The organism is Trichocoleus desertorum AS-A10 (assembly GCF_039962155.1).
Classification (GTDB): Bacteria; Cyanobacteriota; Cyanobacteriia; order FACHB-46; family FACHB-46; genus Trichocoleus.
In genome coordinates this window covers 19,696-43,200 of sequence record NZ_JAMPKN010000015.1, presented here as the reverse complement: position 1 = coordinate 43,200, position 23,505 = coordinate 19,696, and the positions used below count along the sequence as shown (strand labels likewise).

General features: G+C 49.2%; 22 protein-coding genes. 10 read left to right on the top strand and 12 right to left on the bottom strand.

Annotation, left to right across the window (positions count from 1 at the left end):
* Positions 1-193: 193 nt before the first annotated feature.
* Both NDA01_RS18830 and treZ read left to right on the top strand, forming a co-directional pair.
* Positions 194-2,125 carry an alpha-amylase family glycosyl hydrolase gene (locus NDA01_RS18830; RefSeq protein ID WP_348229152.1) on the top strand — a complete coding sequence of 644 codons (1,932 nt, stop codon included), beginning with the start codon at positions 194-196 and terminating at the stop codon, positions 2,123-2,125.
* 31 nt (positions 2,126-2,156) lie between these two features.
* The gene (gene treZ / locus NDA01_RS18825) at positions 2,157-3,983 is read left to right on the top strand and encodes a malto-oligosyltrehalose trehalohydrolase (protein WP_348229151.1); all 1,827 of its coding nucleotides are present in this window, start codon (positions 2,157-2,159) and stop codon (positions 3,981-3,983) included.
* Between the two features lie 59 nt (positions 3,984-4,042).
* Here treZ and NDA01_RS18820 read toward each other — a convergent pair whose 3' ends face one another.
* The 6 genes from NDA01_RS18820 to NDA01_RS18795 form a co-directional block, all read right to left on the bottom strand.
* Positions 4,043-4,867: an SDR family NAD(P)-dependent oxidoreductase gene (locus tag NDA01_RS18820; RefSeq protein WP_348229150.1), complete on the bottom strand. Its 825-nt coding sequence runs from the start codon at positions 4,865-4,867 to the stop codon at positions 4,043-4,045.
* 337 nt (positions 4,868-5,204) lie between these two features.
* Positions 5,205-5,861, bottom strand: a complete 657-nt coding sequence (arsH, locus tag NDA01_RS18815) for an arsenical resistance protein ArsH (RefSeq protein ID WP_348229149.1) — start codon at positions 5,859-5,861, stop codon at positions 5,205-5,207.
* Between the two features lie 47 nt (positions 5,862-5,908).
* Complete coding sequence (gene arsC / locus NDA01_RS18810) at positions 5,909-6,319, bottom strand: arsenate reductase, glutathione/glutaredoxin type (protein WP_348229148.1); 411 nt, start codon at positions 6,317-6,319, stop codon at positions 5,909-5,911.
* Between the two features lie 112 nt (positions 6,320-6,431).
* Complete coding sequence (locus tag NDA01_RS18805; RefSeq protein ID WP_348229147.1) at positions 6,432-7,172, bottom strand: MIP/aquaporin family protein; 741 nt, start codon at positions 7,170-7,172, stop codon at positions 6,432-6,434.
* Between the two features lie 113 nt (positions 7,173-7,285).
* Positions 7,286-7,615, bottom strand: a complete 330-nt coding sequence (locus NDA01_RS18800; RefSeq protein ID WP_190557145.1) for an ArsR/SmtB family transcription factor — start codon at positions 7,613-7,615, stop codon at positions 7,286-7,288.
* A gap of 112 nt (positions 7,616-7,727) precedes the next feature.
* Complete coding sequence (locus NDA01_RS18795; protein WP_348229146.1) at positions 7,728-9,128, bottom strand: carotenoid oxygenase family protein; 1,401 nt, start codon at positions 9,126-9,128, stop codon at positions 7,728-7,730.
* A gap of 211 nt (positions 9,129-9,339) precedes the next feature.
* On the opposite strand from NDA01_RS18795, the gene NDA01_RS18790 reads away from it, so the two are divergent.
* On the top strand, positions 9,340-10,065 hold the full coding sequence (locus NDA01_RS18790) for an SGNH/GDSL hydrolase family protein (RefSeq protein ID WP_348229145.1): 726 nt from the start codon (positions 9,340-9,342) through the stop codon (positions 10,063-10,065).
* A 58-nt stretch (positions 10,066-10,123) separates the two neighbouring features.
* On the opposite strand, the gene NDA01_RS18785 is transcribed toward NDA01_RS18790, so the two are convergent.
* Together NDA01_RS18785 and NDA01_RS18780 are read right to left on the bottom strand one after the other, a co-directional pair.
* Positions 10,124-10,381, bottom strand: coding sequence for a hypothetical protein (locus NDA01_RS18785; RefSeq protein WP_348229144.1), 258 nt, complete (start codon positions 10,379-10,381; stop codon positions 10,124-10,126).
* Between the two features lie 79 nt (positions 10,382-10,460).
* Positions 10,461-10,685 (bottom strand): hypothetical protein, encoded by a 225-nt coding sequence (locus NDA01_RS18780; RefSeq protein WP_190441759.1) that lies wholly within the window; start codon positions 10,683-10,685, stop codon positions 10,461-10,463.
* Positions 10,686-10,890: 205 nt separating this feature from the next.
* Between NDA01_RS18780 and NDA01_RS18775 the strand changes: the two genes are divergently transcribed.
* Positions 10,891-11,535, top strand: a complete 645-nt coding sequence (locus NDA01_RS18775) for a TVP38/TMEM64 family protein (RefSeq protein WP_348229143.1) — start codon at positions 10,891-10,893, stop codon at positions 11,533-11,535.
* Positions 11,536-11,617: 82 nt separating this feature from the next.
* Positions 11,618-12,436, top strand: a complete 819-nt coding sequence (gene nudC, locus NDA01_RS18770; protein WP_348229142.1) for an NAD(+) diphosphatase — start codon at positions 11,618-11,620, stop codon at positions 12,434-12,436.
* Positions 12,437-12,604: 168 nt separating this feature from the next.
* Here nudC and NDA01_RS18765 read toward each other — a convergent pair whose 3' ends face one another.
* The gene (locus NDA01_RS18765) at positions 12,605-14,389 is read right to left on the bottom strand and encodes an ABC transporter ATP-binding protein (protein ID WP_348229141.1); all 1,785 of its coding nucleotides are present in this window, start codon (positions 14,387-14,389) and stop codon (positions 12,605-12,607) included.
* Positions 14,386-16,164: an ABC transporter ATP-binding protein gene (locus NDA01_RS18760; RefSeq protein ID WP_348229140.1), complete on the bottom strand. Its 1,779-nt coding sequence runs from the start codon at positions 16,162-16,164 to the stop codon at positions 14,386-14,388. Before NDA01_RS18760 ends, NDA01_RS18765 begins: the two co-directional genes overlap by 4 nt.
* A gap of 265 nt (positions 16,165-16,429) precedes the next feature.
* On the opposite strand from NDA01_RS18760, the gene NDA01_RS18755 reads away from it, so the two are divergent.
* Both NDA01_RS18755 and NDA01_RS18750 read left to right on the top strand, forming a co-directional pair.
* Complete coding sequence (locus NDA01_RS18755; protein WP_190553979.1) at positions 16,430-16,642, top strand: hypothetical protein; 213 nt, start codon at positions 16,430-16,432, stop codon at positions 16,640-16,642.
* A 152-nt stretch (positions 16,643-16,794) separates the two neighbouring features.
* Positions 16,795-18,657: an AAA family ATPase gene (locus NDA01_RS18750; RefSeq protein ID WP_348229139.1), complete on the top strand. Its 1,863-nt coding sequence runs from the start codon at positions 16,795-16,797 to the stop codon at positions 18,655-18,657.
* Here NDA01_RS18750 and NDA01_RS18745 read toward each other — a convergent pair.
* Complete coding sequence (locus NDA01_RS18745; RefSeq protein WP_348229138.1) at positions 18,654-20,363, bottom strand: RluA family pseudouridine synthase; 1,710 nt, start codon at positions 20,361-20,363, stop codon at positions 18,654-18,656. The two genes, NDA01_RS18750 and NDA01_RS18745, sit on opposite strands and share 4 nt — an antisense overlap.
* 253 nt (positions 20,364-20,616) lie before the next feature.
* Between NDA01_RS18745 and NDA01_RS18740 the strand changes: the two genes are divergently transcribed.
* Together NDA01_RS18740 and NDA01_RS18735 are read left to right on the top strand one after the other, a co-directional pair.
* Entirely contained in the window at positions 20,617-21,396 is a 780-nt protein-coding gene (locus NDA01_RS18740) for a S1 family peptidase (protein ID WP_348229137.1), read from the top strand.
* Positions 21,397-21,411: 15 nt separating this feature from the next.
* A complete protein-coding gene (locus NDA01_RS18735) occupies positions 21,412-21,813 on the top strand; it encodes a hypothetical protein (protein ID WP_348229136.1) in 402 nt (133 codons plus the stop codon).
* A gap of 39 nt (positions 21,814-21,852) precedes the next feature.
* On the opposite strand, the gene NDA01_RS18730 is transcribed toward NDA01_RS18735, so the two are convergent.
* A complete protein-coding gene (locus NDA01_RS18730) occupies positions 21,853-22,821 on the bottom strand; it encodes an endonuclease/exonuclease/phosphatase family protein (protein WP_348229135.1) in 969 nt (322 codons plus the stop codon).
* Between the two features lie 299 nt (positions 22,822-23,120).
* Between NDA01_RS18730 and NDA01_RS18725 the strand changes: the two genes are divergently transcribed.
* The gene (locus tag NDA01_RS18725; RefSeq protein ID WP_190557166.1) at positions 23,121-23,402 is read left to right on the top strand and encodes a hypothetical protein; all 282 of its coding nucleotides are present in this window, start codon (positions 23,121-23,123) and stop codon (positions 23,400-23,402) included.
* The last annotated feature ends 103 nt before the right edge of the window (positions 23,403-23,505 follow it).

Below are 23,505 nucleotides of genomic sequence, written 5' to 3'. Positions count from 1 at the left end.
AGGTGAACGTCCACCTTAAGAGCTACTAAGAATAAGGGAGCCAAAAATTGCTTAGCAGTGCTCGCTACTAATAGAAGCTCTATCTATCGCCTACCCATAGGTAGATATACAAATAGAGACTTGATTCGTTACATTCTCTACAGACTAGTGATGCTAAAGTCCATTAAAAATCTATAAAAGTATAAAAAATCTTATGGTCACAACGCCTCCCTCTCAACTCTCTACCGAACAGTATGAGGTTACAGATGCTCAGGAGAAAGTTGAATCGCTGGTAGTAGCGGCTCCTAAACCCGATAGTGAAATTGATTTAGAGTTTCTCTACACCAGGGATATTGAGTTCCGCCAAGAAACGATTTACTTCATCGTGGTCGATCGCTTTCATGATGGCGATCCTGACAACAGCGAGGGTCCCAATGCCGAACTATACGATCCAGAACGGCAAGATTGGGGCAAGTACTGGGGCGGAGATCTTCAGGGTGTAATTGATAAACTCGATTATCTGAAAAATCTAGGTGTGACGGCAATTTGGCTCACACCGTTATTTGAGCAGGTAGAAGAACTGTTTGTAGCCCAAGCAGCAATCCACGGTTACTGGACTAAAGACTTTAAGCGCATCAACCCTCGTTTTATTGCGGAGGGCGAAGACCCTTCCCTAAACAACACGCAGGAGACGAGAAATACTACCTTCGATCGCTTGATTGAGGAGATGCACAAGCGCCGAATGAAGTTAGTGCTCGATATTGTCTGTAACCACAGCAACCCTGACTTCAGCGGCAAGAAAGGAGAACTGTATGACGATGGAGTAAAAATTGCTGATTTCAACGATGACAAAGATAATTGGTATCACCACTATGGCGAGGTGACCAATTGGGAAGATGAATGGCAGGTGCAAAACTGTGAGTTATCTGGTTTGGCTACCTTTAATGAAAACAATATCCAATACCGTAACTACATCAAATCAGCGATTAAGCAGTGGCTCGATCGCGGCGTAGATGCGCTGCGAGTAGATACGGTCAAGCACATGCCGATCTGGTTTTGGCAGGAGTTCAACGCGGATATCCTCAGCCATAAACCAGATGTGTTCATTTTTGGTGAGTGGATCTTTAGCAGCCCCTTCAGCGATCGCTCGGTTGAGTTTGCCAACGAATCTGGCATGACCATGCTGGACTTTGGCCTCTGTCTAGCCATTCGCTCCACCTTGGCACAGGGATCAGATCTAGGGTTTCAAGAGATTCAAGCTATTTTTGACCTTGATCATCGCTATAAGGGTGCGAATGAGCTGATTACCTTTATCGATAATCATGACATGCCGCGCTTCCAAAGCCTCAACTCTGATCCAGAGCTGGTGAGAGTGGCGATCGCCTTAATCATGACCTGTCGGGGAATTCCTTGCATCTACTACGGCACTGAGCAGTATCTACATGATGATACCAATGGTGGTGATGACCCTTACAACCGTCCTATGATGAGCCAGTGGGATACCGATACACCGCTATATCGGGATATCCGTTTGCTGTCTGGTTTGCGTCGCCTCAACCCTGCGGTGTCGATGGGGGGCCAGTGGCAAAGATATCTCACACCTAATGTTTATTGCTATATCCGGCGTTACCGTGACTCTGTTTGTTTCGTAGCGATGAATCGGGGTGAAGCCAGCCAAGTGCCAGAGGTCATCACTGATTTACCCGATGGTGAACATACCTGCATTCTGACTCGACGCAAGTTTGAAGTAGTAGATGGCAAACTGATCAACTTAGAACTAGAACCTCGTGATGTCATTGTATTGAGTCATGTGGGCGAGCGAGTGAAGGGACAAACCATTGTGCGGGCGCAACTCAACGGTGTACAAACCAAGCTGGGTGAGCGAATTGCCGTAATTGGTGACTGCCCAGAACTGGGTAACTGGGATATTGCGAAAGCTTATCCCTTGGAGTACATCAACACCAACACTTGGTTTGGCGAAATTCCGTTTGATGAAAGTGCTGGCAAGCTGATTAATTACAAATATGTTTTGCTACGCGAAGGTCAGTCACCCATCCGGGAAAACATCGTCTCGCGTCGTTGGGTCATTGCCAGCGAAGGCACCGTGAAGTGGCGCGATACTTGGTCCTCTGGACGCGAATCATAAGCAAAAACATCAATACAGGAAGTCATACATTGTGAAAGTAGGCGCTCATTACTTAGATGACGCTCGGTGTCAGTTTACCGTTTGGGCACCATTGCGCGACCAAGCTGCCGTAAAAATCTTGTCTCCCGACGAGCAAATTCTGCCGATGCAAGCGCTGGAATATGGCTATTGGCAAGCGATCGCGGAGGGGGTTACGCCGGGTACGCGCTACCTCTACCATTTAGATGGTGAACTCGATCGCCCTGATCCAGCCTCCTATTTTCAACCTGAAGGCGTGCATGGCCCATCAGTGGTGGTCGATCAGTCTGCCTTCACTTGGACCGATGGAGGTTGGACAGGGATCGCCCAAGCAGACTTGATCATCTATGAGCTACATGTCGGCACCTTCACGCCTGAAGGTACTTTTGAAGCCGCGATCGCGTCTCTCCCTCGATTAAAGGAACTAGGAATTACCGCAATCGAGATCATGCCCGTGGCGCAATTTCCTGGTGAGCGAAATTGGGGTTATGACGGCGTATATCCCTACGCAGTGCAAAATTCCTACGGTGGGCCAGAGGGTTTTAAGCGCTTAGTCGATGCCTGCCATCAAGCAGGATTAGCCGTGATATTGGATGTAGTTTATAACCATGTGGGGCCAGAGGGAAACTACTTGGGTGACTTCGGCCCTTACTTCACGAAGAAATATGGCGGAGATTGGGGAGAAGCCCTCAACTTTGACGGCGCTTACAGCGATGGTGTCACTGATTACTTCCTCGACAATGCTTTGTATTGGTTGGAGACATTTCACATTGATGGCTTGCGCTTAGATGCTGTTCAAGGCATTTTTGATCTCGGTGCTAAACACTTCTTGGATGAATTGAGCGATCGCGTGGAAGTTCTCTCTCAACAGCAGGGAAGAAATCTCTTCTTGATTGCCGAGAGTGATCTGAATGATGTACGAACTATTCGTCCTAAATCACAAGGTGGTTACGCGATCGATGCTCAGTGGTGTGATGATTTTCATCATTCCCTACATACCCTATTAACGGGGGAGCAGCAGCACTATTACCAGGATTTTGGCCGATGCCAGGATTTAGAGAAATCTTTGCGGGAAGGCTTTGTTTACTCTGGGCAGTATGCACCCCACCGTAAGCGTCGTCACGGCAATTCATCGGCGGCTGAACCTGCTGAGAAGTTTATTGTCTATATCCAAAGCCACGATCAGGTAGGCAATCGAATATTGGCTGAAAGGCTGCCAAAACTCACTTCCTTTGAGGGTCTGAAGTTAGCAGCAGGGACAATTTTGCTTTCTCCTTATCTGCCAATGTTGTTTATGGGCGAAGAATATGGAGAAGAGTCACCCTTCTTCTATTTCATCAGCCATTCTGACCCAGAACTGATTCAGATGGTGCAGCGATCGAAGGAGGAAGAGTTTGAAAAAGTAGGAATGGCGGGAGATCCTTACGATCCTCAGTCTCCAGAACCCTTTCAAAAAAGCAAGCTGAACTGGGAACAGCAATATGGCGGAAAACATCAGGTGCTGTGGGAGTTCCATCAGCATCTAATCACCTTACGCCGTACCCATCCTGCGCTGAAGCAGCTTGATAAACATTGCTTAGAAGTTTCTAGCCGCGAAACCGATAAGTTGATCCTGATGCGTCGCTATGCAGAGGGGAGCCAAGTTTTTTATGTGATCAACTTTGGCGATCGCGCTGCCAGCTTTGAGGCAGATCCGCATAGCCAAAACTGGCAAAAAATTCTCGATAGCTCTGAACCCAAATGGTTAGGATCTGGTTCAACTCTGCCAGAAAAGCTAGGAATTAATGAGTTAGCCAAGATTCCAGCCAAGACTTTTGCCTTGTACGAAGCTGCTGTCTAGAGCATCGCTAGCCCCAAGCATTAGGATACATTTCCTAGCACTTAGGGCTAGCTTGGAGATTAGAGTTCTGCTGGACTACCTGTAGCAGGGATATGCTGCATGGGATATCTCTGGCGCGGCAGGGGAGCCGAGATCAGGAGAATCCTCTCTAATAACCCAGGCACAATCCGTTGGCACCAGGCGACTAAATGACCTTGCCATCCGACTAAAATCTCAGCAGATTCCTTGCGAAGCCCAGCCACCAATGACTGCGCTACTTGCTGGGGAGTCATGGGAACAGCCCAGCGGAACCAGTGGAGGTCTCGGACCATATCTGTTTCGGTCAAAGAGGGTAACAAGGCTGCTACCTGAACGTTGTAAGCCATTAACTCACCCCTTAAAGCTTGAGTGAATCCTAAAATTGCAAACTTGGTGGCGGAATAGGTGGCCATCGTGGGGGCTGCGACCTTGCCCATCAAGCTAGAAACATTCACGATTTGTCCTTGTCGCTGGGCTGCCATGCGTCGGGCAACGAGACGAGTAATGGTGTACATCCCCACTAGATTGACCGCAATCTCGTCTTGGACATTTGACAGCTTCGACTGCAAAAAAGGCACCTGATGAGCAATGCCAGCACAGTTGACCAGCAGATGAATTGGGCCGTAATCGCGCCAAGCTTGAGCGATCGCAATACTGACTGCTACAGGTTGAGATAAATCTAGAGCCAAAGTTACAACTTCTACATCCAGCGCTTCAATCTCTGTGGCGATCGCTGCTAACCGTTGTTGATCGCGGGCCACTAAGAGCAATCGTTTGATCCCTTGCTGAGCTAGCTCCAAAGCGATCGCGCGGCCAATCCCGCGAGAAGCCCCAGTCACGAGGGCTGTTTTTCCTTGAATATCCATAACCAAAGCCTCCAAAATTGAGGTTTTGTTGTGAGCTGATACCGAACCAAATAACTCCCTAAAGTTATCTTCTCGGCAAGTCTTGAAATACGAGAGGAACCTCGGTGAGAAACAGAACTTTCACAAGCTAGCAATGGGATCAAAGAGCTGCAACATTTATTAATAAAGAATCTAAGTTGTTACACAACAAAATGAGGCTCTCAGAAATTTGACGAGAGCCTCAAGACCACCTAAGCCTGCCCAAGCAAGATGGCAGAAGGCTTTACGAGATTTATAGAGTTTGATTCAACTAGAAATTTGCTGAGAGATCGCGGTGGCTATACCGACGCAACTTATCCTAACGAGTCGCTTCTAAGGCTTGGTTCGCCACTTCAGCGACCTGTTTAGCAGCCTTTTCCTTACGCTCACTGTAGCGATCGGTGAGGTAATCTACCTGATGTCGTAGTAGTAGAGTGAACTTATAAAGTTCTTCCATCACATCCACCACGCGATCGCGGTAGGGCGAATCTTTCATCGTGCCGTCTTCGTTGAACTCTTGGTAAGCTTTGGCAACCGAAGACTGATTGGGAATGGTAAACATTCGCATCCAGCGACCGAGCAGCCGCATCGTATTGACAGCGTTGAAAGACTGAGACCCACCACTCACCTGCATCACCGCCAGCGTTCTCCCTTGGGTGGGGCGAACGGCTCCAATACTGAGGGGAATCCAGTCAATTTGGTTTTTCAGAATGCCCGTAATCTGACCATGCATCTCTGGGCTAGACCAGACTTGGCCTTCCGACCACTGGCTCAACTCTCGCAATTCCTGAACTTTGGGGTGGGTATCCGGGACGCTGCCGTAAATCGGGAGTTCTCGCGGATCGAAAAACTTTACCTCCGCCCCAAACTCCTGAATAATCCGAGCCGCTTCTTCTACCAACAAGCGGCTATAGGATCGCTCTCTTAAGGAGCCATATAAGAACAAAATTCTAGGGGGATGGTCAAAGGATGTCATAGAGATGTAGTTACTTTAAACAGAGAGAAACCTGGGCGGATCATTATCTAAACAGCTGCCGCTGATTCTTTCAGAGATGCAACTAGCCGAGTTACTCGCTCTTTAATTTCATCTCGGACTCTCGGAAAGATTTCTGGTTGCTCGGCGGGGTCATCTAGTTGCCAATCTTCAAAGACTTCCCTTGTTACCCATTCAGGCGGCAAGTTCACACCACAACCACAGAGGGAGATCACCACATCAAAATTATTTGGATTGAAGTCACTTAAAGCATCAGAAGTTTGCTTGCTAATATCAATTCCAATCTCTTGCATTGTTGCGATCGCCTCTGGCCGTACTTGGCTGGCCTCTAACCCTGAACTCGTCACTTCTAGGACTCCCTGACCTAAATTTTTGGCAAAGCCTTCAGCCATTTGAGAACGGGCAGAGTTCTTTTTGCACACAAACATCACACGTTTCATCGCAAGTTGCTCCAATTCAATAGTGTTTTTAGGAAGTCACCACATTAATTTTGCTGGTTGGTGTTGGGCGGGCTTCGCCCGCCCAACACCACAAATCTAATGGAGTGAAGCACTAGGTAATGTCTCGAATGATGTCTTGAAAGTTGTTAGACAACTGACGGTAGATTAAGACAGCCAATTGTGCGCCTAGGATGGGAGCCACCCAATACAGCCAATGATGTTGCCATAGACCTGCGACCAAAGCGGGGCCAAGCGATCGCACTGGGTTCATGCTGGCTCCTGTAATCGGCCCCATAAAAGCGGCTTCTAGTCCCACCGTTAGTCCAATAGCTACTCCTGCAAAACCAATAGGAGCGCGGCGATCGAGACCAGACCCCAGAATCACGAACATGAGAATAAAGGTCAAAATCGTTTCCAGTACCAACGATTGCAGCCAATTGTCGTTTAAGGGGAGTGTTGCCCCTAAGTTAGCCGCTGGTCCCAAGGAAGCTAGTAGCGTGGTAGAAGCAACTACGGCACCGAAAGACTGAGCCAAGATATAAGCTATGACATGCTCGCGGGGGAAGAAGCCACTGGCCCAGAATGCTAGGGTGACGGCGGGGTTAAAGTGCGCTCCACTAATGTGTCCCAGCGTATAGATCAAGGCAGCGACAACCGCACCAAAGACAAAGCTAATACCCAGGTGAGTCACAGCACCATCACTGATCTGGTTCACCATGACAGCTCCGGTGCCCGCAAACACCAGGATAAATGTCCCCACCGCTTCCGCGATCGCTTCCCGCCGACAGGCCAGAAACGTCAAGTGCTTCGTTTTCCATTGCCTTGGCTTTGACAAAGTCTTTGCTGCCCGCATGCCCAACTTAATACCGAGACTACATCCATTATTTCAATAAAAATTGATATGTCAAGCAGGTTTTGTTACTGATAGACTTGCAACGATATGGCTCAAAGTAAGTTCGATAGGAGTTAAGCGTTATCTCGACAACTGCGAGCAGGTAAGATCGGGCTGAAACGACGAAACTCGGATAGGTATTGTTCTAAAACTACGAACTGAGGCAAGTTGAGACTGTAATAAATCCAGCGTCCCTCCTGCCGTGCTTGGACAAGCTGCGCCTCCTTCAACGTTTTCAAATGAAAAGATAGCTTGGATTGGCTGACTGCCAAAGCCTCACAGAGATCGCAAACGCAAAGCTCTTGACTTCTGAGCAAATCCAAAACCTGGAGACGCAGCGGATCGGAAAGGGCATGAAAACCAGCAGCGATTAAAGTGGAGGGCGGAGATGATACTTTTTGCATTAAATCCTGTTAAATCAACTTTGATTGAAGTGATACCTCATTTTAGGTCTAACTTTCAGTCAATGTCATCCTCATGGCGATCGCAGCCTGAATAAAGCCAGAGCTAACGAGTTTATGGAACCCAAATGCCATGAAACCCGTAGGGAACTCGCTGCGGTAGAGGGATACGGGCAACAGTTTCTCCAGCGAAATCCTGAGCGTTAATCATCACTAATTCAGAGGTGTCTGTGGTCTGGTCATGCACATAGGTCATCAGCCAGCCATCATCCTCAGCCGTTGCATTGGGTCGGGGTACAAAGACACCTTCTCCGCCATAACGTCCTCTGCCAAATTCATGAACTTGGGTCGCTCCAGTCGTGAAATCATATTTAATGAAACCATCGAACCGCGGAATAGAACTGCGAGCGCTCTTAGCTAAATAACCATAGCGGTTTGAGCGGCCTGTATACTGCTCGTTGATACGAGGAAATTCGCCAGGGCGATCGCTCACTTTCTCCTCATGAACGTCACCTGTTTTCAGGTTGAAGCGCCAACGATACAGAAAAGGAGCACCAGAATCATCTTGAGAAAGGTCGCTCTCGTCATGCATAGGTGAATCAGCAGCAGCACCGAAGACATCTAACTCGCTCATCCGACAGGCCAGTAAAATCACTTCATCGCCGGATTCATAAGCGTTGAGCGTGTGGAAGATATAGCAGCTGGGAGCTTCAAACCAACGAATAGAACTGTTGTCTCCATGACGGGGCAGGATGCCAAAGCGACTAGGGCGATCGCGTCGAAATACCAAGGGAGGTTGTCCCTGTTGCATCCGTTCTAAACGAAACTCCATTGGTAGATCAAGAAAAATCGTGTAGTGCTCAGTGATGGCAAAGTCATGCATCATCACACCCACAGGCAAGTCAATCGGAACGGTCCGAACCAGTTCCCCTTCAGGAGAAACAACACTGTATTTCAAATAGGGCGGCTGGAAGAGAGAGTAGCCAAAGAACAGCATTTCGCCTGTTACGGGGTCTACTTTGGGGTGAGCGGTGACGGCAGAGGTGAGTTTGCCCTGGTAGGTATGGGGGCCAATGGTGTCTAGCTCAGGTACCGTAACGGCGTGGGGTGCACCTCCTTCCCAAGTGGCGAGTAGGCGATCGCGATGCCAAACCAAGGCAGTATTCGCAACGTTTTTGACAGGTCCGTAGGGATTATTCGGAGGTGTGGGTTCCAACATGCCGCCCCACAAGGCTTTGCCTGCTGCTCGCTCGGCTTCATATCCCATCGTGCGGACGTAGCGGTTGCGGTAGCTGGCTTTACCATTTTGAATCTGTACCCCGTGCAACATGCCGTCTCCATCGAACCAATGGTAGCGACCGAGGGGCGGAAATTGCGGGTTGGGGCCGTTGCGGACAAACATGCCGCTGAGATCAGCCGGAATTTCTCCCAACACAGGGAGGTCTTCGACAGTAATTTCGCTACGGATCGGGGCAAAGTTGCCAGCTAGATAAGGGTTGATGCCTGTGGCAGTCATGGAACCTAAAAATGAGCCTGCTACTCTGTTCTAACAAAAACTTGCCATAGTCTGCGATCGCCGTTGTGATTGCAATAGTGTGATCCTCGTAGATAGATGCTTGCTTCTCTAATCATCCAGTGTAGTAATAATTGGGCGTGACGCGGATAAATCTATCTTCTGATCAATCTCCTCTTTTACCTCCCATGTTAATGTCAGGCTGGAGGAGAGTATGATGGCTCCATTTCGATCGACGCGACGACAGTTTATCCGGGCGATCGCTGGAGAGGCAGGAGTTCTGGCTCTTCTTGGTTGTGTTAGGCGTGAGCAAGCAATGGTAACTCTCTACACCTTTGGCGATTCGATTTTAGATTGTGGGCGGTACAACGAGTACGGAGTGCATCCAGGGCAACTGCTAGTGCGTAATGACGATCGCCTGTTTCCCGAATTCCAAGGTCAGGATTTGCAGTCACAAGGAACAGCTCGCCTAGAGCATCGGGCGCAGGATGGGGCAACCGTCAGATGGCTACCATCTCAAGTGCAGGGATTACAGGTTGAAGGTCAGGCGATCGCGTTGATTACCATTGGTGGCAATGATTTGCTAGGAGGACTAATTCGTGATTCAGGTCCAGGGATCACCACATTTGCTAATGACCTTAACACCTTTGTGCAACAGTTGCCGATTCGTCCGATTTTGTTAGGTAATGTGTACGACCCCACTCTAGGAGATGATCAGCGCAACTTTTCAGGAGTTGATCCGGCGATCGCCCGCACTAATCTTCGACGCATCAACACAGCTATCCAAGAAATTGCGACGCGTTATGGGCAGTTAGTAGACGTCCATGCTCACTTTTTGACGGGTGACCCCTCATGGTTCACCGCCACCATCGAGCCAAGTTTACGGGGAGCTTCGGAAGTTCGGCGGGCTTTTCTGCCCTATGTTTTGGGTAAATCTTGAGTTGAGCCTTACTGTTTCTAGCCCAGCATGTTTCTACTCCAATCCAGTATGGGCGGGCCTAGCTGTGATGTTGTTCTTTGATAGAGCGGTGTAACAAGCGACAGGGCCAGAAAAAGGCTCCACCCACACTGACAGCGGTAATGACTAAAAAAACTTGTAAAACTTCTACAGGTGTTTCAGGATGCTCTGCGGGCTTCTCTTGTGTGCCTTTTAAGAGTTCTGGAACCAAATGGGAGAGCTGGTTGGCAGTAGTAATTCCTTCGATCGCGGCTCCGATCAAATACGCTACCAAAGCGACGCCGAACCAGGAATGCATAAATATTATATTTATTTAAATGAAGTCCGCAAAAAGGCTGGATAGTCAATGCTGTTGTCGCAAACGCCAATGAATGACTTTACCGAGCACAGAGGCGGCTTTCAGCGGTATCACGAATTAAAGGCAACTTCGCTTGGATGTAAGTATTGAGGCTGCGGGCGGTTTGAGCATCAATGGGCTGCTCTGCGGTGAGCTGCTTGAGGAGTAACTGCGCCAAGGCAGAATCATCAAATTGCAGCAGAGTGCTGACTTGTGTCGTGTCCACCAAGCTCCAGAGCTGACGCATCATTTTAGGAGTCATCATTGCATCCTCCACCCCTTAAGATTTTCTTTATAATTAACATGATTTCCGATGTCGCATCAACTTTCTGTTGCAGATGTCACAAATCAACATAGGCGGCTTCCCCTTTCTCATAAATCCTCCGAGCGGCTCATCTTAGCGATCGCGCTTTCAGTCCGAGCTAGGGTGCTTTTATGCCACCATGTAAAGTCTGAGAAGGGAACGCTGTATGAACAAATGGATCAACCTACTGCGCTGGGTGCTAATTGGAGTTCTGATTGTTTTAGCGATCGGCCTACTCAACCAAGTGGGAATTGAGCGAATTCGTCAGCAGGTGGATCAATTTGGAGTTTGGGCACCTGCAATCGTATTTGCGCTGCGCTTTACTAGCATCATCCTGCCAGTGCTGCCGGGAACGGCCTACGCCATTTTGGCAGGCGGCCTGTTTGGCTTTGCTGAAGGGCTGCTGATTGTGGCCTTAGCAGATTTAGCTTCTTGTACCTTCAATTTCTACATTGCCCGTTGTTATGGACGCAGCTTGGTGGAGCGATTTGTCGGGCAGCAATTTATGGAGAAAGTGGATCGCCTGGCTCAACGCCATTTAGAGCGCAACTTTTTCCTGATGACGGGTTTTCTTATGACTGGCTTATTTGATTTTGCTGCCTATGGCGTTGGCCTGACTCAAGTGCGCTGGCACAGCTATTTGCTGGCTTTAGTCGTCAGCATTCTCGTCGCTAAACCGCTTTGGGTGGCAGCGGGCGCAGGTATCTTCGAGGATAGCCAATTACTTTTAGGTTTTGCTCTCCTCGCAGCGTTCGGGATTGGCATTGTAACTGCGGTGGTGCAACGACAGCCTGATTCATCCAATTCATAGTAGTTCATAGTAGCGTGTTAGTTCAGAGTGCTAGGTCATCGCGATCGCAATGATAGGATAGAGGCCGTGATGTGCTCCTGTCATGCATCGAACGTTTATCCCTGGCACTGCTGCCCCCGAAGTTCAATCTAGCCCTGCTTGGTGGTTTGCGTTTCTGGGTAACAAATTACTGGTTCAGATCAATGGTACTCACACCATAATCCCCCACCTGATCAACTTGGCGGCGATCGGCTTAGTGCCTGTGCGGACTCAGTTTCTCGGCACCCTAGATGGTGAGCCTTGCTACTCCGCAGAACTTCCCCAAGAGACAGCAATCCCAGAGAATATGGCTGTGCGAGGGCTCCGCGAGCTATATGGTGCTTTAGGCGAAGAGCTATATGGCGTGAGCAGTCGGGCAATCCAGATCATGGAGTGGGATCGCACCCATCAGTATTGTGGTTGCTGTGGTACTCCCACGACTCAACTACCTACCGAACGAGTAAAGCGTTGCCCTAAATGCAGTTTAACGAATTACCCGCGTCTCTCTCCCGCCGTGATTGTCCTGATCTCGCGTGGCGATGAAGTACTCCTGGCGCGGGCTCATCGCTTTCCATCCAACATGTACAGTGTGCTAGCTGGATTTGTAGAACCAGGAGAGTCATTGGAAGAGACTGTAGCGCGTGAAGTACGAGAAGAAGTGGGCATTGAGATCAAGGATATCCATTATTTTGGATCGCAGCCTTGGCCCTTCCCCAACTCCTTGATGATTGGCTTCACGGCTACCTACGTCAGTGGCGAGATCGTCGTGCAACCAGAAGAGTTAACTGATGCCGCTTGGTTTCATAAACGCAACTTGCCTCCAGTTCCGTCCAAGCCAAGCATTGCTCGTAAGCTGATTGATTGGTTTGTTACCACACCCTAGACCTAGCAAATTCTCTGGTCAGCTCTGCAACAAATGCTTCTAAGACCGCGATCGCCTCGTCGTAGTCTTGAATGGCATCAATGCGGTTGATATCAATCGTCATGGCAGCACCGTTCCTGGTCGCTACTTAAATTATGCAGCTTAGATCAATACATTGATCAGCATTAATCAGGCTGCTGCGGGTGCACCGAGTTGGAGGGCGTAGAGGTTAGCGTAGATACCTTGTTGAGCGATTAGTTCGGCATGAGTGCCAGATTCCACAATTTGTCCCTGCTGAATCACTAAAACTTGATCGGCTTGGGTGACAGTGCTGAGGCGATGGGCGATCACAAAACTGGTACGACCCTTTAGGAGACGGGCGATCGCGTCTTGGACTAAAGCTTCAGTGCGAGTGTCGATGCTGCTAGTAGCTTCATCAAGAATGAGAATTCGAGGGTTGATCAAGACAGCGCGAGCAATACTGACTAGTTGCCGTTGTCCTTGGCTGAGGGGTGCTCCTCGCTCTCCTAATTGGGTTGAGTATCCCTGGGGTAGGGAGATGACAAACTCATGCACATTCGCGAGTTGAGCAGCAGCTTCAATATCTGCTTGAGTCGCATGAGGAGAACCAAAAGCAATGTTCTCTGCCACAGTGCCACTGAAGAGAATATTGTCTTGCAAAACGATGCCAATCTGACGACGCAGGCTTGCTTGGGTAACACTGCGAACATCTACTCCATCAATTTTGACTGCCCCACCCGTCACATCATAGAAGCGCAAAATCAAGTTAATAATTGTACTCTTCCCGGCTCCCGTTGGCCCCACCAAAGCAATCATTTGGCCTGGTTTGGCACAGAGATTGACTTCCTTTAGCACTAATTGATTGGGGCTATAACCGAAGGCGACATTTTCAAAAGCCACTTCTCCCTGAATCGATGGCATTTCTGTAGCGTCAGGAGCGTCTTGGAGTTGGGAGGGTTCATCGAGTAGCAAAAAGATCCGCTCCAAACCCGCGAGAGCTGATTGCGCTTGGGTGTAGAATTGGCTGAGAATTTGAATAGGGCGAAAGAACTGTTGCACATACAGCAAGAAAGCCGTAACGACTCCCACAGTGGCAGCTCCAGTTACTGCTAAGTAACCGCCATAGGCCAATACCGCAGCCGTCGCCAATGTATTGAGAAAATCGATGGAGGGGAGAAACGCCGCAGTAATCGCGACCGCCTGGACATTGGCATCTCGGTTGGCCGCATTTACCAAATCAAACTCTGCAATATTCAGCTCTACACGGTTAAAGGCTTGGGCTTCTCGGACACTGGTGATGCCTTCTTCTAACTTGGCAGAGAGATCGCCAATGGTCTGACGGGTGACGCGGAACCTAGCTCTGGCCCAGCGCGCAAAAAAGCTAGTGGTAAAGATCATCAGGGGCACTGCCAAATTGCTCAATAACCCTAGCTTGAAGTTGATCGAGAACATGGCAATAATGATGCCGAACAAGCTGAATATGTTGCCCAGCATTTGCGCGATCGTCTGGCCAAATGCCTGATTCACGGTGTTCACATCATTTAGCAGACGGCTCATCAAATCGCCCGCTTCACTGCGATCGAAAAAGCTGATCGGGAGACTCTGAATCTTGGTGAAAATATCTTGGCGAAGTTGACCCAGCAATCGCTGCATAATCCAGCCTACCCGCAAGATCTGACCTCGGATCGCTGTGATGCCCAGGATATAAATTAACGCTAGCAATGCTAGCATCAACAGCAATCCTGATAAATTTCCTTGGATGATGAGGTTGTCGATCGACCAACCAATGAGGAACGGGCCAATAGACTGAGTTGCAGCGCCGATCGCTACTAAAAGGAGAGCGATCGGAACCTCTTTTTTATAAGGTCGAAGATATTGCAGAAAGCGCTGCAAGGTTGAGAGCTGACGGCTCGCCTTTTGCTCCGCTGCGACAATTGGCCCTGCACTTGTCATACTCTCTCCTTTTGTTTAACCTGAGACTCTAAAATTGCTCCGTAGAGGGGACTATTGAACATCAGCTCCTCATGAGTTCCTTGTGCCACTAATCTGCCTTTATCCATGAGCAAAATTCGATCGGCATTCTGAACGGTACTAATGCGTTGGGCGATCACAAAAGTTGTGCAAGCTTTTTGTCGCATCAGGTTGTCGAGTTCCGTTTGGATCTGGGCGGCAGTTTTGGCATCGACGGCAGAGGTGCTGTCATCTAGGATGAGGATTTTGTAGTCAGTCAGGAGAGTTCGCGCGATCGCAATCCGTTGTTTTTGTCCTCCCGATAAGCCTACGCCACGTTCTCCCACAATGGTTTCGTAACCATCCGGCAGGCTGGTGATAAAGTCGTGCATTTGGGCGGTTTTTGCCACCTCAATCACTTCTTCTAGAGTTGCATCTGGTTTGGCATAGGCAATGTTTTTGTAGAGAGTGCCAGAGAATAGTGTGGTTTCTTGGAAGACAATGCCAATGTGCGATCGCAGACTCTCCAGCGTAAAATCTCGCACATCCCGACCATCAATCCGGATTGAGCCAGAGGTGACATCATAGAAACGCGGTAACAGATTCATGATGGTGCTTTTGCCAGAACCCGTCATGCCCAAAATTGCAATCAGTTCTTTGGGTTTGGTTTCAAAGGAAACACCTTTTAGGGCTTCGGTTGTAGCTCCGGGATAACGGAAGAAAACATGCTCAAATGTGATTCTGCCCACACAACTATCAAACAAGCTGGCATAAGGGCGATCGCGAATCTCAATTCTGGCATCCACCACCTCATATACTCGTTCTGCCGAGGCAGCAGCTTGGGCGATCGCAGGAGCGGCAAAACCAATCAACAAAATCGGTTGCAGAATCAGGAGCAAATAGGAGTTGAATGCGACTAGTTCTCCAATCGAGAAGCGCCCGCCAATCACCGCTGCACCGCCGTAGCCCACGACAACTACGGTGACTAAATTACTTAACAAAAAGATAAAAGGAAACGTGTCGTGAATGGCGCGAATGGTCTTCATATTGGTCTTGACCAAAGCGTCATTCAGCGTTGTGTAGCGTGCCGTTTCGGTAGACTCGCGCACAAACGCTTTCACCACTCGCACACCAAACAAGTTCTCCTGCAATACTGCATTCAAATCACCGAGTTGCTGTTGCACCTGCCCAAACAAACTACTCGTTTTGCTGAGGAATTGGGCCATCAGCCATCCTGCCATCGGCACCACAGTCAGCGTAATCAGTGCTAATCGCCAATTCATGAGCAGCAAAATTACAGCGACGCTCACCAATGTCACGATCGCACTAATGACCTGCATCAAGCTCGTGCTTAAAAACGTGCGGATTTGCTCAATATCGCTGGTGACGCGAGTCAGTAGTTGCGAGGTTTGCGATTGGTCGTGATAGCTGAAGCTGAGGTTTTGAATCTTACTAAAAATTTTATTCCGCAGATCGTAGGCCACACCTTGAGACGCTGCCTCCGCCCAAAAGCTTTGACCAAAGTTAAATAAACCTCTGGCGATCGCGGCCACCACCATCCAGCCCGCACTATAGAGAACTATCCGCAAATTTCTCTGAGCAATCCCTGCATCAATGCCCCAACGAAATAGTTGAGGTGTCACCGTATAGGCAGCGGTCAGGAGTAGGGTGCTGAACAAAGCACCGATCGCAGTCCAGCGGTAAGCACTTAAACTGCCCAAGACTCGCTGGAGCGGGTGCGGCAATGAGGGTTCTCGAAAGTCTGGTGAGCGCGCCAATAGAACTCCTTGACTATTGCTTCAGGCAGTTTTTGTTGAATGATGCCTTTGAAAATTTTCTGCTGATTTAGATTAATCCTGAATCACCATTCGACGGATTTTCTACTAGTTCTCTCCCAAATTTGAGCTCAGGCAATCGCCCCTCTAGGCCAGAAAATCTATGAGCGAAGCTAGCGTATCGACGGGAGGAGGGCAAACCTTGGTCTCAAAGCTAGCCTAGAAGTAAATCGCTAGAGAAGTGAGCCAAAAAACATAGGAGCAGAGTATGCAGGATATCCCATTCACCTTCTTTATTGTGTTTGGTTTTGTCTGGGTAATCATGGGCATTGTGGCTGTTGTGGCTGTGCTCAAAGCCGATGGCCAAGAAATCCGCTTTGGCAAACAAGGGTTGCTGGTCGCCATCCCCATCCTCATTCCCATTGTTCTCACCCTGCTTTATCAAGTGTTCAGGTCGCTGAGTTTAGGGCACCACGCTTGAGTGTAACGACCCCTACACACTCGTCAATCGGCTCTGAACTGGGATGTCTATACTGGAAGCACCCCTGAGAACACCAAGCGGGTGGGAAGCAATTGCCCACTCTCTCCAGTCACTTTCCAGCCAGCCCCCGCCCGCGATGCGGACAAAAATTTATGGATGACCTACTCAAAGAATTTGAAGACCTCTTAGATCAAGGATTTGAGGGTCTGTTAGAGATTGTCAGAACGCTGGAAGGCAGAGCTGAGCCAGAAGAGTTCCAGGCAGAGGTGCGGCGTAGCTCTACCAAAAGCCCCCCCTCGGAAAGTAGCAGAGAAGCCCCGGCTGAGCAGCAAAACTCTACTTCTGCGAGTCGAGTCCAGTCCAGACCTACTTCACCTCCGCCATCCTCGACGATGGACGAAGTTATCATCACACCTCCCCCAGCCGATAGCGTTGCCCCTGTCTCTCTGGCAGGCGTGGGCGGGTTGTCTGAGGTGATTAGAGAGCTGCGAGAGTTAGTTGAGCTACCGCTGAAACGTCCAGATTTGCTGACTTCATTGGGATTGGAGCCACCTAAGGGAGTGCTGCTAGCTGGACCTCCCGGTACGGGCAAAACGCTGACAGCCCGCGCCTTGGCCCAAGAGCTAGAGGTGAACTACATCGCCATCGTCGGCCCGGAAGTGATGGGCAAGTATTACGGGGAAGCCGAGGCGCGCCTGCGAAGCATTTTCTTGAAAGCCGCTCGATCGGCCCCCTGCATCATCTTCATTGACGAGATTGACACCCTCGCTCCCGATCGCGCCAAGGTAGAAGGAGAGGTGGAAAAGCGGGTAGTTGCCCAACTGCTGAGCTTGATGGATGGTTTTGCCAAGAGTAAGGGCGTGATTGTTCTCGCTGCTACCAATCGCCCCGATCATCTTGATCCTGCCCTACGCCGTCCAGGACGCTTTGACCGAGAAGTGCAATTCCGCGTGCCCAACCGAGTGGGACGGTTAGAGATTCTCAGGATCTTAAGTCAGACCATGCCGCTAGAGCGGTCCGTAGATTTGGTGGCGATCGCGGATCTCTCTGTAGGAATGGTGGGCGCAGACCTGAAAGCGTTATGCCAAAAGGCTGCTTATACTGCCCTGCGGCGACATGCACCTGCTTTGGATGGTCCTATTTCTGCAAACTTGACGGTATCCCAAGCAGATTTTCTCCAGGCGATTAAGGAGATCAAGCCAGCGGTCTTGCGATCGGTGGAGGTAGAAGCACCCAATGTCTCCTGGGATGCGATCGGTGGGCTGGAGAGCCTGAAGCAAACCCTACAAGAATCGGTTGAGGGAGCACTGCTCTATCCCGAACTCTACCAACGCACCAAAGCCAAAGCGCCACGCGGTATCCTGCTCTGGGGGCCTCCAGGCACAGGTAAGACCATGCTGGCTAAAGCAGTGGCCTCTCAAGCCCGTGCTAACTTTATTGCAGTTAACGGCCCGGAACTGCTGAGCAAGTGGGTCGGTGCTTCCGAACAAGCAGTGCGGGAACTGTTCACCAAAGCCCGACAAGCCGCTCCCTGTGTGGTCTTTATTGATGAGATTGACACACTAGCCCCAGCCAGAGGCAGTTTTGGAGATTCAGGCGTCAGCGATCGCGTCGTTGGTCAACTGCTCACAGAATTAGACGGTCTGCACGAATGCCCCAATGTTCTGCTGATAGGAGCCACGAATCGCCCAGAAGCTCTAGACCCTGCTTTATTGAGATCAGGGCGACTAGACCTACAGCTAAAAGTTGATTTGCCTGATCAAGTCAGCCGTTTAGCAATCTTGCAAGTTCACAATAGCGATCGCCCCTTAGGTGAAGTAGATCTAGCGCACTGGGCTACCCAAACCGAGGGTTGGAATGGCGCTGACCTCACTTTGTTAAGCAACCAAGCTGCTCTAGAAGCCATTCGCCGCTACCGCAAGCAAGGTCTTACTGACCCCACCCGCATTCAAATCACAATCGACGATTTCACTGCGGCTCATCAGCGACTCTGCGAACAACGACAAACCCTCTAAAAAGGAGTTTCAGATTTTAGATGTAGCGTTTTACCAGATTGGGGATGCTGGAAGCGGAGCTTTCTGGCGTGGAGATGTAACCGAATAGAATCTGCGTTACATCCATACAGGCGATCGCCCAATATTGGTATCCCCAATCCTTGCAAATCAGCCGCATGGACTCTCAGCTGATGGGTTCGTCCTGTCACTGGAAAAAACTCTAGACGAGTATGATCTCCTTCTCTCCCTATAACGCGAAAACGGGTGATGCTCGGTTTACCCTGCTGCCAATCTACCTTTTGATAAGGGCGATCGCTAGGATCTCCCCACAACGGCAGCTCAATCACACCCTGCTCCCTGGCAACGAAACCCGCCAAGACTGCCTCATAAACCTTCTGCACTTGCCGCGCTTGAAACTGCTGGCTTAATTGTCGATGTGTTTCTGGATCGCGAGCCAACACCAAAATGCCTGAAGTGTCTTGATCCAACCGATGCACAGGCAAAAGGGCCGCACCATCTGGCAGGAGATACCGTAAGCGACTGAGCACACTATCCTGGCGATCGCGATAGCGTCCGGGTACAGAGAGCAGTCCCGCAGGTTTATCAACAACAATTAGCCCCTGATCTTCGTAGAGAATAGTTAAACTTCCTGCATTCGGCCCCCCTAGCCCCCCAATGCTGGAGAAAATTAGCTGTTTTGTTCCCTCCACTATTGAAAGGCTAGGGGGGCTTATAGTAGATCCGGCAAGAAGAAATCCCATTAATGGCTGACACCGCTCTGTGCAAGCACCGTAGAACTCTCCCTGAACTTTATCTCCGCCAACCGACGCCGGCCCCCACCAAAACTCCGCCATCGCTAGAGGCTTGAGATTGTGAGTGGCTGCATAATGCAGTAACTTAGGCGCACAGCAGTCTCCGGTTCCCATCGGAGCAGACCCCAACACCAACTGTTCTAACGAGAGAGATTGCCCAGCAAAATTGGTCAAATAATAAGCCTGCTGCATTTGGGCTTGCAGTTGATGAGATAGAGCTTTGCGCTGTTGTTTGAGTTCTCCTATTTTGATGTCTGCTGTTGACACTTCCTGTTGCAGCGATCGCAACGCCACATCTCTTTCTCTTTTAAGTTGTCGTCGTTCTATCCCATCTTGGCGACTGGCTTCATCGAGTTGTTGCAGCGCGATCGCGAGATCTTTGCCAATCAGCGTCTCTGAGAGAATTTGGCGTTTCTCTTTCCGTTGTTGTTTGTGTTTTTGATGGCGATCGCTCATCCTCTCGAAGCGTCGTTCCCACTCCTGACATAACTGTTGGTACTGTCTCCGTTCTGGCAATTCTTGCAGAGTGATGATTTCCTGTTTCAGGGTATCTAGCTCCCTCACTGTCTGAACTTCTACCATTGCTACTTGATCACGCCCAGAAATCGGAGGCACCCATCCTTCAACTTGACCTTGACCGTTCAGCAACCCAGAAAAAGCTTTCAGAACTCGCTGTTCTCTAGATGGCAGTTCTACCAATAGCACCCCATACATTTTGCCCTCATGCGAGTAAACCGTATCCTTGGCTAGCTGTTGCATCAGACCACAAGCGATCGCCTCTGCCAAGGAGGTACGAGGTAATCTCAACCAAGTAGCACTTTGAGGACAACGCCCCTCATACCAATAGCTGGGAATGACATCACCGATCACAACATTGTTGTCAATAAAATCCAAGAGTCTATGCAAAACCGCCATATCTGGTGCTAAAGCTACTGCCTCCTCAGGAAAGAGAAATTAGCCTGTTTCCCTCTATTACTCTAAAGCGTCATGTAACCCAGAAGTAATTAACCTTACAGGATGAAAAATCCCTCATGCAGTTGGAGGAGGCGATCGCTCAACTAGCACCTTGATAATAAACGCAATGAGACGGATGCCATCAACAAGCCCAGCATCCTATGGCTACAAAGCCAAAGAGCATTTTTCAATTAATAGATTTTGAGGAAATCCTGTGCAGAAAAACATGCTTGCCTGTGCCAAGACTTTAGGAATTCTATTGTTTGCGATCGCCCCAGCCCAAGCAATCACCTACGGTGAACCAGATGGCAACGGACATCCGAATGTAGGTGCCATGATGGTAGATGCAGGAAAGGGACTCCGTGCAATTTGCTCAGGAACGCTCATTTCTCCCAAGATTTTTTTAACCGCAGCGCACTGTATTGAAGCAGCTGAGTCTCGTGGCATCACTCAAGCATTTGTCTCCTTTGACTCCGATCTGACGGAAGGTGCCACTCGCTTTCCAGGAAAAATGCGTATGAATCCGGGTTACAACAAAAGCCAATCGGATACAGGGGATATCGCCGTCATTGAGCTAGATCAACCAGTTACTGGAATCACCCCTGCTCAATTACCGACAGCAGGTTTCTTTGACCAAGAGGCTGCTAAAAATGGTTTAAAGGACAAAAAATTTACGGCAGTAGGCTATGGATCTTTAGAACGGCAAGTAGGTGGTGGGCAACCAAGCTTTGGTGGCAGCAATTTGCGCATGGTTTCTACTTCCAGCTTTAGTGCCATTAACCCCACGGTACTACGCATGTCACAAAATCCCGCTACAGGGGATGGTGGTGCTTGTTTTGGCGACTCCGGTGGACCTAATTTCCTAGGTGCTACAAATGTTGTCGCTGCGATAACCGTCTCTGGAGACTCCGTCTGCCGAGCTACGAATGTCACTTATCGACTCGATACAGAATCAGCTCGTAACTTCTTGAAAAACTATATGACGCTGCCTTAAAACTAGGTAGATACAATGCTGAAATATTTAAGCTTGGCTACTAGCTTATACGCGATCGCGCTCCTAGCCTGCCCTGAAGCTGCTTCTGGTCGCTCTCTCTTTGAGAATACCGAATATCCTCTAGAACCCGCAAACTTGGCTTCTTTAACATGCTACGCCCAGACAGAAGCGGGGCAGATTGTTAATCTGACTCAGTTGTGTGCTCAGAGCCAATCACAAGCTGATTGTAGTCCTGCATATCCTGATATCTGTCTTTCACCAAAATTATCAAGCTTGACTTGTAATGACATACCGCATCGCAATTTCCGGGTACTGTCGCCTGATCCCTATAGACTTGATCCAAACAACAATCAGATTGGCTGCGAACCTTTAATCGGGCAATCACCCGTGCGATATCACTGGTGGCCCGGAAAGTAGCATACATTCTGTTCCTACCAGCCCTCCTAGTCATTTGACTCAAACCCTGAGTTTAGTAATCAGGGGACGATGATCCGAAATGCCGGGAGGTGCTGTCATCACCTGATCAACTCGTATGCTAGGGCTGATAAAGATATGGTCAAGAGGAATCTTGATGAATTGGAAAAACTTGTGGGCTGAGGGAGCCGCCTTTCCAGAGGTGGCATAATACCAAGTGGGATGCAGACCATGCCCCACAGAAGCATTACGCAGTCCCGATCGCTGAGTAAACTCATGCAAATAAAATGACCACGCCGTTGTATTGAAATCTCCCATCACAATCAATGGTGTTTTCTGTTGTCGCGTATAAGCTGCCAAGGTTCGTAGAACTTGGTTACGACGATTAAAATAGTTTTTATTTTGAGGCGCAGGTGGTCGAACCGCAACGACTTGAATGGTTTTACCCGAAATTTCTAGAGTGGCAAAGAGGCTTTGATGGGGCGATTGGAGGTTGTCTGTCTTTGCAGCCTGAATGGGATAGCGGCTAAACAAGCTGAGGTTGCCACCTGTGGCTCGGTAGTAGTGAGGATATAGATCTTTAACTTCATTCCATAGCTCGGTCGCTTGCTCTTTAGTCGGTTCAACTAAGGTAAAAATATCCGCAGGATAAGCTCTGATCAATTTTTCGGTAGCTGTGGTATTCCATAACTGGTAGTTAACGTTATAAGTCATGACAGTTACAGGTGCCCCGCCTGGCTTCATGTCCCGGAGCCTAGGGATATACCAGCTTAGTGTAAATTGAGCATAGAAAATCAGCGCGATCGCTAGCACAATTTGTAGCCCCCGCTTGGGTCGTAAGGGTTTGATCAGCAGCACACTGATCCATAGCAACAGAGTGGCTCCAGCAAACCACAAGTACCCCGTCCCTAAAATCTCAAGTAGCCAAAACTTGTACCACCAAGCAGTTACTAAACTCAGCCCTAACAGTGCGATCGCCGATATCCAAAGAACTAAGTTGAAAAAGATCATGAGTCAAGCACACGGGTTTAGTTAAGGGGAAGGCAAACTACTGCAAGCTCTATCTAGCCAACCTTACCCTCTACTAAAACAAGCCAGAGTCAAGAGATTTCGTATTCTATCGCTTTCTATCGCTCTCATTCCCTAGGCTGCGATCGCCGCTAAGGTAGTACCGAGTATTCCCTGTGGCTAGTGCTATTTTAGACAAGAGCATACGAGGGCTTCTCAGTAACTCCCTCTTTGTATAGATGTATACTCACCAGTCTTGCTCTATCAAAGAAGATGATAGTTTGAAGCTTGGTTAGGGTTTCATGTTGCCTTTAGTCTTGTCCCATGAGCTAGTACATCCCTTTAAGTTTTGGCATCACAATGAGATTCGTGAGGGGATGTTCTCTGGCAACGAGCTGTACCGTCTCTGCACGACCTATAAGGCTGAAGATAGGCAAAAAGCTTTTGGCTTAGCATTAGGTTTGTCGGAACACGGTGCTCAAGTTTGTATTACCTGCATGAGAAGTGAATACAAGGTTTGGGTTGGCTTAAGAAATCTGCCTACGGCTGCTCCTACTCCTTTAGAAACAGCGGTCATAGCTTAAACTCGTGCTGCGAAATTGCAACAGGCAAAGTAGCTCACTTGCTCATAGGATTTAACCTCCGTTCAAATAAAAGCGATCCAAATAAAAACGATCGCTCCTCCGC